The sequence below is a fragment of the Cobetia sp. MB87 genome (genome assembly GCF_011319755.1).
Classification (GTDB): domain Bacteria; phylum Pseudomonadota; class Gammaproteobacteria; order Pseudomonadales; family Halomonadaceae; genus Cobetia.
Genome location: NZ_VFBC01000003.1, coordinates 182,342 through 195,592 on the forward strand (window position 1 = coordinate 182,342; position 13,251 = coordinate 195,592).

Here is a 13,251-nt window from a genome sequence, read left to right on the forward strand (position 1 = left end):
TGCGTGATCTGCATGCGTGATCGTTGATTGAACATGGGCCCTGCTTCCCCGCCTATTCAACCGAGCGGCAACGTAGACTGAGAGCACAGACCGTCGCCTCAGGAACCTGCCATGACCGCACCTTCCGATGCCGGGGATCGCCGTTCTCCGCGTCCAGAAGGCTCCGACGATTCCCGCCAGCCTGATGACACGAGCCTGCACTCGCGCCTGCAGGAGATGTCGTCACGTCTCGAAGCACTGGAAGCCGAGAACCATCTGCTGCGCACTCTGGTCGACACGCATCCCGACATCCTGTTCATCAAGGATGCCAAGGGGCTGTTCCGCTTCGCCAATCGCACCCTGACCGACTTCTACGGCACCACGCTCGAGGACATCATCGGGCGCGACGACAGCCACTACACCGGCAATACCGAGCAGAGCCACTTCTTCCGGCGCAGCGTTGAGCAGGTAATCAGCAGATTCGAGTGCGAGACGGTCTTCGAGGATGCCACCGACGGCACCACCGGCGAGGTCAACCACTTCCGCTCCATCAAGCAGCCCTTCCATGACATTCACGGTCAGCCGCTGGTCGCCGTTCTGGCGCATAACATCACCACCGAAGTCCGTGAACATGAGCGCAAGACCCGCCAGATCGACCACATCTATGACACGTCTCTGGAAGGCTTCTGGGACTGGAACATCCTGACCAGTTCCGTGACGCACAATCGCCGCTGGTCACAGATTCTGGGGATCCCGGAGAGCGAGCTCAGCAACAGCCTGGAAGAATTCGCAAGCCTCCTGCACCCCGAGGACAAGCCCGAGGCGATGATCGCCATCCAGGACTGCATGGCGGGCAAGACGGCCTATTATCATCGTCACCGCATGTTGACCCGCGGTGGCGACGTCGTCTGGGTGATCGACAAGGGCGATGTCATCGAGCGGGACAGCGAAGGCAATCCGCTGCGCATGATCGGTTCGATCACCGATATCACGCGTATCGTCGAATCAGAGGCCCTGCTGCACCAGCACAGTCGCTTCGACTCGCTGACCAAGCTGGCCAACCGTGCCACGCTGATCGACAGTCTGCAGCAGGCGATCATCATCACCGATGCGCGTGACACCCACGGCGCGCTCATCTTCATCGATCTGGATCACTTCAAGAAGATCAACGACCTGCTGGGGCATACCACCGGCGACCATCTGTTGATCGAGGTGGCGCATCGCCTGAGCTCCACGGTGCGTGACAGCGATCTGGTGGCGCGCTTCGGCGGGGACGAGTTCGTCATCCTGGTACAACCCCTGAGCCATGATCCACAGACTGCCTGTCGCGAACTGGATGAGCTGATGGAGCGCCTGCAGCAGGCGCTCAACCAGCCGTATTCGCTCTTGGGCCCACAGTCGCAGCCGCTGCAACATCACAGCTCGGCGAGCCTGGGCAGCATCATGTTCCATGATCGCCATCTGAGTGCGGAGGAGCTTATCCGGCGCGCGGATATCGCGATGTATCGCGCCAAGGAGGCCGGACGCAATCAGACCGTGCGCTTTGATCCCAGCATGCGCGTGGAGCTTGAGCGCGCCGTGCAGCTGGAAAATGACCTGCGCCGCGCCATCGAGAATGAAGAGCTCTACGTGGAACTGCAGCCGCAATTCGATCGGGGACTCAAGCTGGTCGGCGCTGAGTGCCTGTTGCGCTGGCGACACGCCAAGCTCGGCAATATCTCGCCCTATGAATTCATTCCGTTGGCCGAGAAGAGCCAGCTGATCGACAGCCTCGGCGACTGGGTACTGGAGCAGGCCTGCAAGCTGCTGGAGGACTGGCAGAAAGGCACCGCCTTCGCCAGGCTCTATCTGTCAGTCAATGTCAGCGTCAAGCAGCTGGACTCCCCTCACTACGTCGGCAACGTCGCCAAGGCACTCAACCAGCACACGCTGGACCCGCAATATCTGCAGCTGGAGCTGACCGAAAACGTCTTCGCCACCGACATGCCCGCCACCGTGGCACGCATGCACGAACTGCGCTCGCTGGGCCTGCGCCTGTCACTGGATGATTTCGGCACCGGCTTCTCCTCCCTGACCTACATCAAGCACCTGCCCTTCGATGAGCTCAAGGTCGACCGCAGCTTCGTCAATGATCTCGAGAACGACGAGATGAATCGCCGCATGGTGAACTTCATGGTGCAGCTGGGGCGTGAGCTGGGCATGTGTGTGGTGGCGGAAGGGGTCGAGACCCCCAGGCAGCGCGAGCTGCTGCTGGAGATGGGCTGTGATGCCCTACAGGGTTACCTGATGGACAAGCCCATGTCGATCGAGGCATTCACCGCCAGGTATCAGCTCGGATGACAGCGCATCCGCGTCTTTCATGGCACACTGGGGCCTCTTTTCTGTCTGGACGTCATGCGTTATGGAAGATTTCTTCAACTGGATCGGCACACAGCTCGGTGCCGCCATTCGTTTCATCGTCGAAGGCCTGGGTGGTTTCTTCGCCAACTTCGATGATGCCCTCTCGGGATTCTTCAATGGCTTGACCGGCGAACTGGGACTTGGCACATCACTGTTCAGCCTGCTGGGCCTGGTATTGGGGCTCTATCTGCTCTTCAAGGGCATCACATCGCTATTGAGAGGCTCCATCATCGGCGGACTATTGATGACCTTCATCGGCCTGACCTTCCTCGGCTGGATGATTACCTGACGCGCGCGATGCCCCTGAAAGCGACGCCTTGAAAGCGACGCCTTGAAAGCGATAACCGTGAAGGCGATACCCTGACGGGACTCGCGCCAGGCTCGTGACATGAAAAAGCCCCTGCCGATCGGCAGGGGCTTTTTCATGTCAGCGGCAGTCATCACCATGCGCACGATGACTGCCGTCTATCTTCAAGGGTGAGATCAGAAGATCAGGCCAGCGCCTTCTCCACGACTTCATACAGGTTGTTCGAGAGCTTCTCGCCACGGATACGCTCAAGCTCTGCCTTCATCAAGTCCTGACGCTTGGCATCGAAACGCTTGTAACGCGTCAGCGGCGTGATGATGCGCGCCGCGATTTCCGGATTCAGACGATTGAGCTCGATGACCACATCCGCCAGCAGACGATAGCCTTCGCCGTCGAGACGGTGGAAGTTGACGCGGTTCTGGCCGGCGAAGGCGCCGATCAAGGCACGCACCTTGTTGGGATTGGTCAACGAGAAGGCCGGGTGCTCCATCAGGAAGCGCACGCGGTCCAGCACATCGGCCTGCGGACGCGTGACCTGGATCGAGAACCACTGGTCCATCACCAGCGGATCATGCGACCAGCGCTCGGCGAAGGACTTGAGCGCCGGGTCACCCAGGTCGGTGCGTGAGGAATGCACCAGCATCGTCAGCGCGGCACGCACGTCGGTCATGTTGTGGGCCGCCGCCAGCTGGGCCTGGGCCAGACGCACGCCCTCCTCGTCCTCGATGCTCATCAGATAGCTGAGCGCGGCATTCTTGAGGCTGCGACGCGCCATCTGCTCGAAGGTCGGCGCGTAGTCGCCCTGCTGCGCGTTGGCGTGATAGAGCGCCACGAAATCGTCGCGCAGCGCACTGGCCAGCTGTGCCTTGGCGGTCTTGCGCGCCCAGTGGATGGCATCGACATCGACGACACTCTGCTGCTCGGCGATATAGGCCTCCGAGGGCAGCGTCAGCATCTCGGCCAGCACCGCACGATCGGAAGCTTCACTCTGGAGCAGGAAGCGATAGGCGGCCAGCAGGCGCTCATCCAGCTGGGCCTCCTGCTCGCCACGCTGCCAGGCCGCCATCAGGTCTTCAAGCGCTGCCATGGCCAGACGCTGACCGGCATCCCAGCGGTTGAAGCCATCGCTGTCGTGCTGCATCAGGAAGGCCAGCTGCTCACGGCTGTAGTCAAAGGCCAGCTTGACCGGCGCCGAGAAGCCGCGCAGCAGCGATGGCACCGGCTCGGCATCGCCAGCAAGGCCGGTGAAGACGAAGGTCTGCTCGGCCTCGGTCAGCTCCAGCACGGTTTCCGTGCCCAGCGCTTCGCCGTCGAGGGTCAGCGTCAGATCGCTGCCATCGGCCCCGACCAGCCCCATGCGCACCGGAATCACCAGCGGCAGCTTCTCCGCCTGCCCCGGTGAAGGCGGCGTGGACTGACGCAGCGTGAGAGAATAGGTACCTGCCTGGGCATCGAAGGTGCCACTGGCGGCGATGTTCGGTGTGCCCGCCTGGGAGTACCAGCGCATGAACTGGCTGAAGTCGCGACCGGAGGCTTCGCTCATCGCGCTGATGAAGTCCTCGATGGTGGCGGCGCTGCCATCGTTGCGCGCGAAGTAGAGGTCACTGCCACGGCGGAAGGCTTCTTCGCCGAGCAGGTTGGCGACCATGCGCACCACTTCGGACCCCTTCTCATAGATGGTCAGGGTATAGAAGTTGGAAATCTCGATGTAGGACGCCGGGCGCACCGGGTGCGCGGTGGGCCCGGCATCTTCGGCGAACTGCGCGGTACGCAACATGGCGACGTCTTCGATGCGCTTGACCGGCGCCGAGTTCATGTCGGCGGAGAAGGTCTGGTCGCGATAGACGGTGAAGCCTTCCTTCAGGGACAGCTGGAACCAGTCACGGCAGGTGACACGGTTGCCCGACCAGTTGTGGAAGTACTCATGCGCGACCACCCCTTCGACGCGCTGGAAGGCGGCGTCGGTGGTGGTGTCGGGGTTGGCCAGCACGCAGGCGCTGTTGAAGATGTTGAGGCCCTTGTTCTCCATCGCGCCCATGTTGAAGTCGTTGACCGCGACGATCATGAAGATGTCGAGGTCATATTCGCGACCGTAGACTTCCTCGTCCCACTTCATGGACGCCTTGAGGGAGTTCATGGCGTGCTGGGTCTTGTCGAGATTTTCCGGCTCGACCCAGATTTCCAGCGCGACGTCACGACCACTCATGGTGGTGAAGCTGTCGTCATGCTTGACCAGGTCTCCCGCTACCAGCGCGAACAGATAGCACGGCTTGGGATGCGGGTCCTGCCAGGTGACGAAGTGACGGCCGCCTTCGTGCTCGCCACGCTCGATGGGGTTACCGTTGGAGAGCAGAATCGGGTAGCTGTCCTTGTCGGCGATGATGGTGGTGGTGAACACCGACATCACGTCCGGACGGTCCGGGTAGTAGGTGATGCGGCGGAAGCCTTCGGCCTCGCACTGGGTGCAGAACATGCCCGAGGATACGTAGAGGCCTTCCAGCGCGGTATTCGCGGCCGGGTCGATCACCACTACCGTCTCGAGCTCACAGTTGGCCGGCAGACCGGCCAGCGTCAGGTGAGTCTCGTCGAGCTTGTATTCATCACTGGCGAGCGCTCGCCCATCGACACGCACGGACTCAAGCGTCAGATGCTCGCCATTGAGCACCAGCGGGGGCGTGGCATCACTGCCCACGGCGGCATCGGGATTGGCCTCCAGGGTCAGTACGGTCGTGACACGGGTCGCGGACGGTGCCAGATCAAACGTCAGGCGGGTGTCCAGCACACGCCAGGCGGGTGCCTGATAATCGGCAAGATGAATCGCTGCAGGTTGTGACATCAAAGACTCCGCAATCAGCGCCGCGGGAGAGGACTCCTCACGGCAGGAAGACAGCGGACAGCGAGGGAGAAGACACCTCACCTGCCCGCGATGAAGCGCTCATTCGCGCGGAAGGGATTCGCCACTGACGGCAAGGTTCGCCCCCTCGCCCTTGGGCTCCGGGCGCGTTGCCAGCCAGAGTGCCAGCAGCGACAGGAAGATCAGCAGCGAGACCTTGACGGCCAGCACTGACACGGTGAACAGGATGATCAGCATCGAGACGGCCAGCATGCTGACCGCCATGATGCGCGCGCGCAGCGGAATGGCGCGTTCGCGCTCCCACGCCACCAGTGTCGGCCCGATCTGGGGATGTTCACGGATATAGCGCGCAAAGCGCGGCGAACCTCGGCTGGCACAGGCCAACGCCAGCAGCATGAAGACGGTGGTGGGCAGCAGCGGCAGAAACATGCCAGCGAAGCCGATGCCGAAGAACAACCAGGCCAGGCCAAGCCAGCAGATACGCTTCATGCGCCGAAAGATCATCATGTCGGTTCCTCACCACCTGCGGTCACACACCGTGTGCTTCCTGCTATCAGTCAAACGCCAAGTCGTTCATGGGAAAAGTACTTTCTGACTATCCGCCTGATAGCAACTGCGTGCATGGTAACGGGCTTGCCGATATCGCGAAAGGCCACGCCCCCCGCCATGGGGGCCGTGGGCCGCTGTCTGCGGCCGGATTCGACGCCGCAATCTGTCGAGCCAGATGTGGTTTAGCTGCGCTCAGCCGAGCTGCGATCAGCCGGGCTGCGCTCAGCCGCGCTGCGCCAACTGCCAGAGACGCATGATGGCCTCGCAGCGGTCAGCCAGCAGCTCCGAGGTGCGCGCCAGCGCCTGCTCAAGCGGCATGGCACTGTCACACAGCGTGAAGACGGCACTGACCCCCTCATCATGGGCGGCTTGCCAGCCCTCGGCCAGTCGTCCGGCCAACACGATGGCAGGCACCCCGGCGGCACGCGCGGCACGCGCCGCGCCGATGGGGGTCTTGCCCCCCAGGCTCTGGCCATCCAGTCCGCCTTCCCCGGTGATCAGCAGATCACAGCCCGCCAGGCGCTCGCTCACGTTGAGGCGCTCCATCACTAGCTCGATACCCGGGCGCAGCTCACCGTTCAACCAGGCCGCCACCGCGTAGCCCATGCCGCCTGCGGCCCCTGCACCGGCCAGTTGCTGCTGGTCTGCGCCCAGCACTTCAGCGCTCAGGCGCGCAAAGTGGGCCAGTGCCGCATCCAGCTCCTCGACCACCGCGGCATCGGCGCCCTTCTGCGGCCCGAACACGGCCGTCGCGCCACGCGGGCCACACAGGGGGTTGTCGACATCGACCGCGGCAGACACCTTGAGATCGGCCAGGCGTGGGTCCAGCGCACTGACGTCCAGACTCGCCAGACGCGCGAGGGCCGCGCCTCCCGCGGGCAGCTCTTCCCCATCAGCGTCGAGCAGGCGCAGCCCGAGCGCACGCAACATGCCGCTGCCGCCATCGTTGGTGGCACTGCCGCCCAGCGTGACGATCAGCCGCTCGGCACCGGCGTCCAGCGCCGCCAGTATCAGCTCGCCCACGCCATGCGTGTCGGCGATACGCGCGTCGCGCTCTTCAGGGCTGACCAGATGCAGACCACTGGCTTCGGCCAGCTCGACGATGGCGGTGCGGCTACCCAGCTGCCAGCCCCACTGGGCGGTGACCTCACGCCCAAGCGGATCTCGCACCTGAGCGCTGCGCGCCTCGATGGGGTCTGCTTCACTGGCCGCCGCCAACAACGCCGCCAGCGTGCCCTCACCGCCATCCCCCAACGGGCAGAGATCGATCTGTGCCTCGGGCAGTACCCTGCGAACACCGCGCGCCATGGCCTCGGCGGCATCACTGGCTGCCAGCGCTTCCTTGAAGCTGTCAGGGGCAATCAACAGACGCGGCGCACCGGCAGAAGCTGAGGGACCAGAAGAAGCGGAGGAGGCAGCGGAAGCAGAGACAGTCATGCAGACATTCCTTGTCGAAGTGAAGGAGCGAATGGGGCGACTCAGTGCAAGATACCCCAATGATACGCTGTCATTGGTGCCATGCGGCACGCTGAAACGCAAACTGCCACCCGTCGGTCTCCCGAGGGTGGCAGTGCAGGCTGACAGCGACGCTTACTTGACCAGACGCGTCTCGGTGGGCGCCAGCGTGACCTTGCCTTCGCGCTTCAGGTGACCGATGGCGCGCTTGAAGTTGGCCTTGCTGGCACCGAAGGCTTCACTGATGGCTTCCGGCTCGCTCTTGTCGCCCAGCGGCAGCACGCCCTGGCTGGCTTCCAGCGCGGCCAGAATGCGGTCCGCCAGCTGCTGATGGCCAGCCGGCCCCGGCGCCTGGGGCGTCAGATCGACATTGCCGTTGCCGTCATTCTTCAACACCCACAGACGCAGACGATTGCCGATGCGCAGACGCGTGAAGATTCGGTCGTGGTGCACCAGGCCCCAATGGGCGTTGTCGATGATGATCTTCATGCCCAGGTCGGTGCGTGCAGCGACCAGCCCGGAGACTTCCTGACCCATCGCGTAGGTGGCCGGGGTCTTGTCGAGCCAGCGATCCAGACGCATCGAGGCGACCATGCGGTCACTGTGCTTGTCGAGACCGACGTGCACCATGGCGAACTGGCCAGCCTTGAGCTCACGCTTGCGCTCGCCGTAGGGCAGCAGCAAATCCTTGCCCAGGCCATTGTCGAGGAAGGTGCCGATGTCATTGACCTCGACCACCTTGAGCGCGGCGAATTCACCGACCATGGCACGCGGATAGCGCGTGGTGGCCAGCAGGCGGTCTTCATCATCCAGGCTGACGAAGACTTCGACTTCATCACCGATGTCGGCCCCCGCCGGAATGAAGGGCGTCGGCAGCAGGATTTCCCCGCGATCCCCACCATCGAGGAAGACGCCGAAGCCGACCCGCTTGGTGATCGTCAGGGTGTTGCGCTGGCCGATAGCGAGCGGAGCAGACATATAACCTCTCTTTGCGCGTTGTCGGGTGCCGAAGCGGCCCGCATGGCGCAGATATCACGTACGAATTAGGTGAAACGCTTTGAAAGCGACGCGTCCGGTCGTCTCGAGTGAAGCACCGGGCTGGACAAGCGTAGCGCCAGCGACGAGACATGACGCTTTCAAAGCGGATCAGGGAGTCAGTAGATCCAACGAGACCGCCAATCAGCGAGTCAAACGAATACAGCACCGCACGCCGATAGCGAACGGTGCTGAGAATGGCGATCGCCAGTCACTTGCGCGCCGGATCAGTCGCGGAAGTTATTGAACTGCAACGGCAGCTCGATGCTCTCATCGCCCTTGAGCAATGCCATGGCGCCCTGCAGGTCATCACGCTTCTTGCCGGTGACGCGGACCTTCTCACCCTGGATCTGCGCCTGGACCTTGAGCTTGGCATCCTTGAGCGCCTTGACGATCTTCTTGGCGGTCGGCTGGTCCAGACCCTGGCGCAGCACCAGCTGCTGACGGGCACGCACACCAGCGGTGTCGGCGTCCTTCTCTTCCAGGCAGCGCACGTCGATGCCGCGCGCGATCAGACGACCCTTGAGCAGTTCGATCATCTGACGCAGCTGGAAGTCCGCCTCGGCTTCCAGATTGACGTTCTCTTCCTTCTCGAGTTCGAAGCTGGCAGTCACGCCCTTGAAATCGAAGCGCGTCGCGAGTTCGCGATTGGCCTGATCGACGGCATTCTGTACTTCGTGCTTGTCGAGTTCGGAGACAATATCGAATGACGGCATGGGAGCGATTCCTTTGAAGCCATGAAGAATAAACAGCGCATCCTAGCCCATGGGGGCCACGCGCGCCATGCCCCTGGCTCAGGCGGCGCCGGCATTCACCGTTGTGGGCATGCTGGTGTGCGCTTCACTGGCACCTCCTGCCGCGAGTTCATCAGCCACCGATGCCGGCGAATCCAGCGTCAGTGCCTTGCGCATCTTCCAGGCGGCCGCCCCGTCGGCATAGTAATCGCGCAGGCGACCACACTTCTCGAAGCCGTGACGCTCGTAGAGCGCGATCGCCGCGCCATTGCCGGTATGCACCTCAAGATCGAACTGGGTACAGCCCTGCGCGATGGCCAGCTGCTCAAGCGCTGTCAGCAGGCGCTGGGCAAGGCCGCGGCCACGCGAGTCCGGGTGCAGACAGAAGGAATAGAGTCGCGCGCGGCGTGAATTGCGGCGAAACAGCACGGTGCCGTAGCCGAGCACGCTGCGCAGCGGCGTGGCGTCATCATGCTCGACGCTACCGGCCGGCCACAGCGCGGCCATGACATCGTCCACCGCCGGTGCGGACGGAATGACATCATCAGGCTGGATGATCACCAGGGTACGGGCATGGGCACGCAGAATCAGATGGGACAGCTGACGACGACTGAACCAGTCGCTATCGAAACTGACTTCTTCGAGCTCTACCAGAGCGTCGAGATCGGCCCGGATGGCCGGGCGCAGAATGGGGGTCATGGTGCAGGCTCTCCCGCCTGTCAGCGCCCTGACGCTGCTTGAGATTTAGCGTGTCACGGGGCGGTAGCAATGCGCTGCATTTTGGGCATGCAGGCGCGTCTTGTCTTGGTCTCTTTGCATGAAATTATTTCACTTTCTAGCCTATTGCGATGACGGGGATTGTTTCTCATCATGCGCGCATTCGGCACCGCTTCGGTGCCCGCCTTGCGAGGCTTCGCAATGTCCCGCCTGCGTATCGTGGTTGACCGTGTTTCTGACTGGCGCGCCTTCTATCCCAGTGATGATGTCATCAGCGCCCACGACTTTCTTTCCGAGCTGTCCAGTGATGTACCCGTATCGGGTACCGAGGATGCCCCGCAGCCTGCCACACATGTCATCAATCTATGCGGTGGCCTGGATTATCTGGGCATCGGCTATTACGTCTCGCTGCTGGCGCAGGCGCGTGGTCAGAAGGCGTTGCCGTCGGTGGAGACCCTCAATCAGCTGTCACGCAAGTCGCTGATCGACCTGGAGCTGGGCGGCATCCGCGTGCTGCTCGAGGAGCTGACGCGCAAGGGTTCTCTGCCCGCCCCGCAAGGCGTGGCGCACGGGGCTGGCAAGCCGCCGCGACTCGACCTGCTGCTGACCTTCGGCGAGAGCGATGACCCAGCGCTTGCGCGACTCGGTCGCAAGCTGTTCGAGCGCCTGCCCTGTCCGCTGCTGGAAGTGCGCCTCGAAGGCCGTGGCGATCATTGGGTGCTCAAGCGAGTGCGCCCCCAGTCCTTGAGTCATCTGGCGGAGGCGGATGAAGACCGCTTCGCCCAGGCGCTCAATCGCCATTCCCGCAAGGTGTGGCGCACGCCCAAGGCACGCCGCCATTACCGCTTCGATCTCGCCATGCTGGTCGATCCCGACGAGGCGCTGCCGCCGTCCAACCGCACCGCGCTCAAGCACTTCATCCGCGAGGGGCGCCGACTGGGAATCGATGTCAGCCTGATCACCAAACGCGACGAGGGCCGTCTGGCCGAATTCGATGGCCTGTTCATCCGCGAGACGACGAGTCTAGACCACCATACCTATCGCATGGCCAAGCGTGCCGAGCACGAAGGCCTGGTGGTGATCGATGACAGCCAGTCGATTTTGCGCTGTACCAACAAGGTCTTTCTGCATGAGCTTCTCAAGGCACGTGGCCTGAGTGCCCCGCAGGGCCGCCTGATCCACCGAGGTGAACTGCGCCAGCTGGCCGAGCGCGGTCAGCACATGCGCTACCCGCTGGTGATGAAGGTGCCGGATGGCGCCTTCTCCCGCGGCATCGTCAAGATCGATGGCCCGGAGACGCTGGTGCGTGAAGCCGAGCGGCTGTTCCATGACTCCGCCCTGCTGCTGTTGCAGGAGTGGCTACCGACCGAGTTCGACTGGCGCATCGGCATGCTGGACGGCAAGGTGCTGTTCGCCAGCCGTTACTACATGGCGCGCGGTCATTGGCAGATCTACGACCACAGCGGCGCGCGTACCCGCTCTGGCGGCTTTGCCACGGTCGACCCGAGTGATGTGCCGCCCGCCGTACTCAAGGCGGCCCTGAAGGCGACCCGCCTGATCGGCGACGGCCTCTATGGCGTCGATCTCAAGCAGCTGGAGGACCGCGTGGTGGTCATCGAGGTCAACGACAATCCGAATCTGGATGCCGGCGTCGAGGATGTGGTACTGGGGCGCGAGCTCTACCGGCAGGTGATGCAAGTGTTTCTGGCACGCATGCAGGCGCGCCGCCAGCCTGTACTGGGCTGACACGCCCCGAGTCTGCAAGCCTGTAGCAGGCAGCACTGAAACGACAGAAATGACAGCGCCCACCCTCCGTGAAGGAGCGTGGGCGCTGTCGTGTGTGCTGTGCTGAGCTCTGTGCTGGAGACTCAACGGTGGCTCATGGCTCGCCGAGCTGAGCCTCGATCTCATAGCCGGTGAACTTGCGCAGATTGATCACGCCGCTATCAAGAATCAGATACTGGCCCTTGAGCCCCTCGAGCACGCCCTCGACCACCGGCGTCTTGTCGAAGTTGAACGAGGTGACCTTGGTCGGCGCGGTGCGCACCGGAAACTCGAAGGCCAGCGCCGTGGTATCCAGCACCCGGATGGCACCTTCACCACAATGCGCCTGAAGTGCCGCCAGGCCTTCCGACATCTGGGCAAGCAGCGCATCCCGCTCGGCTTCCAGGTCCAGCTCGGCCACATCGCCCTTGAGCATCGCGCGCCAGTTGGTGCGGTCGTTCAGCGCCTGCTTGAACAGCACCTCGACCAGCCCCGACTGCAGGCGATTGGACACCTCGACAATGGGCAGCGCCTGGATGGCCCCCTGATCGAACCAGCGCGTCGGCATCTGGGTCTTGCGCGTGATGCCGACCTTGAGTCCGGAGGAATTGGCCAGATAGACGATGTGTGGCTGGAAGCAATGCTCCTCGCCCCACTGCGGGTCACGGCAGGTGCCTTCGGCGTAGTGGCAGGTCTCCGGCTTCATGATGCAGCCATCGCACTGCGGCAGCTTGCGAAAGCACGGATAGCAATGCCCCTGGGCGAAGCTCTTCTTGGTCTTGCGACCGCAATGGCTGCAGTGGATCTGCCCTGTGAAGCTCAATCGCACCTTGTGACCGATATAGGCATTCAGCGGCTGGGTGATCTCGCCCAGGCGCAGGCCATAATCAGCCGCCAGCGGCTCATGCGAGCCTGGCTGCACTTCCGCCGAGGTATCGATCGCCAGCGCCTCACCGGCGGGCACGATGGACATCTTGTGGAGGTTGCCACTCAGCGTGATGGGCGCCGCATCCCGGACACTGGCTTCCTGAGCCGTGCCAGAGGCCTCATCAGCTCTCAGGGCATCCTCCAGCGTCAGTTGACCCACTTGATCTGCTCCGGCTCATCGCTTGCGGCGCTGTCGTCATCACGCGGTCCACAGGTGCCGTTGTCGATGAAGCCGACACGCGACTCGGCAGGCACGTTGTTGTGCGCTTCGTACTTGATGACGGCTTCCATGCACAGCTCGACCTGCTCCTGGGTCAGCACGCGGCCATCCGGCCATTTGCGCAGCTGCATGGACTGCTTGAGGCTTTCGTAGATGGTCGGCGTCATCTGCTCAACCATGCCGTCAAAGGACATGTTGCTCATCACATACTCTCCTGATACGGGTCCACGACTGCCGAAGGCAGGCCATCGGAGTCACTGGGGATGGCCGCCATTCTAACATTGTCGTTTCCCGCCGTGTCGTTTCGCGC

The 13,251-nt window shown here is 62.9% G+C and carries 11 protein-coding genes; 3 read left to right on the forward strand and 8 right to left on the reverse strand.

Translation table 11 applies throughout. The features are described from left to right. Positions 1–111 precede the first annotated feature (111 nt). Positions 112–2,319 carry an EAL domain-containing protein gene (locus CDPAHKCJ_RS02335; RefSeq protein WP_166018537.1) on the forward strand — a complete coding sequence of 736 codons (2,208 nt, stop codon included), beginning with the start codon at positions 112–114 and terminating at the stop codon, positions 2,317–2,319. Positions 2,320–2,380: 61 nt separating this feature from the next. Further along, a complete protein-coding gene (locus CDPAHKCJ_RS02340) occupies positions 2,381–2,668 on the forward strand; it encodes a hypothetical protein (protein ID WP_166018539.1) in 288 nt (95 codons plus the stop codon). A gap of 202 nt (positions 2,669–2,870) precedes the next feature. On the opposite strand, the gene pepN is transcribed toward CDPAHKCJ_RS02340, so the two are convergent. From pepN to CDPAHKCJ_RS02370, 6 genes are all read right to left on the reverse strand, one after another. Beyond that, positions 2,871–5,522: an aminopeptidase N gene (gene pepN / locus CDPAHKCJ_RS02345; protein ID WP_166018541.1), complete on the reverse strand. Its 2,652-nt coding sequence runs from the start codon at positions 5,520–5,522 to the stop codon at positions 2,871–2,873. A 99-nt stretch (positions 5,523–5,621) separates the two neighbouring features. Then, positions 5,622–6,047 carry a YbaN family protein gene (locus CDPAHKCJ_RS02350; protein WP_233593307.1) on the reverse strand — a complete coding sequence of 142 codons (426 nt, stop codon included), beginning with the start codon at positions 6,045–6,047 and terminating at the stop codon, positions 5,622–5,624. A gap of 264 nt (positions 6,048–6,311) precedes the next feature. Beyond that, positions 6,312–7,526 carry a glycerate kinase gene (locus tag CDPAHKCJ_RS02355; protein WP_166018543.1) on the reverse strand — a complete coding sequence of 405 codons (1,215 nt, stop codon included), beginning with the start codon at positions 7,524–7,526 and terminating at the stop codon, positions 6,312–6,314. Positions 7,527–7,679: 153 nt separating this feature from the next. Beyond that, positions 7,680–8,522, reverse strand: coding sequence for a S1-like domain-containing RNA-binding protein (locus CDPAHKCJ_RS02360; protein WP_166018545.1), 843 nt, complete (start codon positions 8,520–8,522; stop codon positions 7,680–7,682). Positions 8,523–8,806: 284 nt separating this feature from the next. After that, on the reverse strand, positions 8,807–9,295 hold the full coding sequence (locus CDPAHKCJ_RS02365; RefSeq protein WP_166018547.1) for a YajQ family cyclic di-GMP-binding protein: 489 nt from the start codon (positions 9,293–9,295) through the stop codon (positions 8,807–8,809). A gap of 78 nt (positions 9,296–9,373) precedes the next feature. After that, positions 9,374–10,012 (reverse strand): N-acetyltransferase, encoded by a 639-nt coding sequence (locus CDPAHKCJ_RS02370; RefSeq protein WP_166018549.1) that lies wholly within the window; start codon positions 10,010–10,012, stop codon positions 9,374–9,376. Positions 10,013–10,231: 219 nt separating this feature from the next. Here CDPAHKCJ_RS02370 and CDPAHKCJ_RS02375 point away from each other — a divergent pair, with 219 nt between their 5' ends. Then, positions 10,232–11,776, forward strand: coding sequence for a RimK family protein (locus tag CDPAHKCJ_RS02375; protein ID WP_166018551.1), 1,545 nt, complete (start codon positions 10,232–10,234; stop codon positions 11,774–11,776). A gap of 133 nt (positions 11,777–11,909) precedes the next feature. On the opposite strand, the gene CDPAHKCJ_RS02380 is transcribed toward CDPAHKCJ_RS02375, so the two are convergent. Beyond that, a complete protein-coding gene (locus CDPAHKCJ_RS02380) occupies positions 11,910–12,881 on the reverse strand; it encodes a DUF2797 domain-containing protein (RefSeq protein WP_346773886.1) in 972 nt (323 codons plus the stop codon). Continuing rightward, on the reverse strand, positions 12,869–13,144 hold the full coding sequence (locus CDPAHKCJ_RS02385) for a DUF1315 family protein (protein WP_043334093.1): 276 nt from the start codon (positions 13,142–13,144) through the stop codon (positions 12,869–12,871). The genes CDPAHKCJ_RS02380 and CDPAHKCJ_RS02385 overlap by 13 nt, the downstream gene beginning before the upstream one ends. Positions 13,145–13,251 lie beyond the last annotated feature (107 nt).

Excerpts from the sequence above, each read along its gene's own strand:
- CDPAHKCJ_RS02335 (WP_166018537.1), top strand. The coding sequence starts at position 112 with ATGACCGCACCTTCCGATGCCGGGGATCGCCGTTCTCCGCGTCCAGAA.
- CDPAHKCJ_RS02340 (WP_166018539.1), top strand. The coding sequence starts at position 2,381 with ATGGAAGATTTCTTCAACTGGATCGGCACACAGCTCGGTGCCGCCATT.
- pepN (WP_166018541.1), bottom strand. The coding sequence starts at position 5,522 with ATGTCACAACCTGCAGCGATTCATCTTGCCGATTATCAGGCACCCGCC.
- CDPAHKCJ_RS02350 (WP_233593307.1), bottom strand. The coding sequence starts at position 6,047 with ATGATGATCTTTCGGCGCATGAAGCGTATCTGCTGGCTTGGCCTGGCC.
- CDPAHKCJ_RS02355 (WP_166018543.1), bottom strand. The coding sequence starts at position 7,526 with ATGACTGTCTCTGCTTCCGCTGCCTCCTCCGCTTCTTCTGGTCCCTCA.
- CDPAHKCJ_RS02360 (WP_166018545.1), bottom strand. The coding sequence starts at position 8,522 with ATGTCTGCTCCGCTCGCTATCGGCCAGCGCAACACCCTGACGATCACC.
- CDPAHKCJ_RS02365 (WP_166018547.1), bottom strand. The coding sequence starts at position 9,295 with ATGCCGTCATTCGATATTGTCTCCGAACTCGACAAGCACGAAGTACAG.
- CDPAHKCJ_RS02370 (WP_166018549.1), bottom strand. The coding sequence starts at position 10,012 with ATGACCCCCATTCTGCGCCCGGCCATCCGGGCCGATCTCGACGCTCTG.
- CDPAHKCJ_RS02375 (WP_166018551.1), top strand. The coding sequence starts at position 10,232 with ATGTCCCGCCTGCGTATCGTGGTTGACCGTGTTTCTGACTGGCGCGCC.
- CDPAHKCJ_RS02385 (WP_043334093.1), bottom strand. The coding sequence starts at position 13,144 with ATGAGCAACATGTCCTTTGACGGCATGGTTGAGCAGATGACGCCGACC.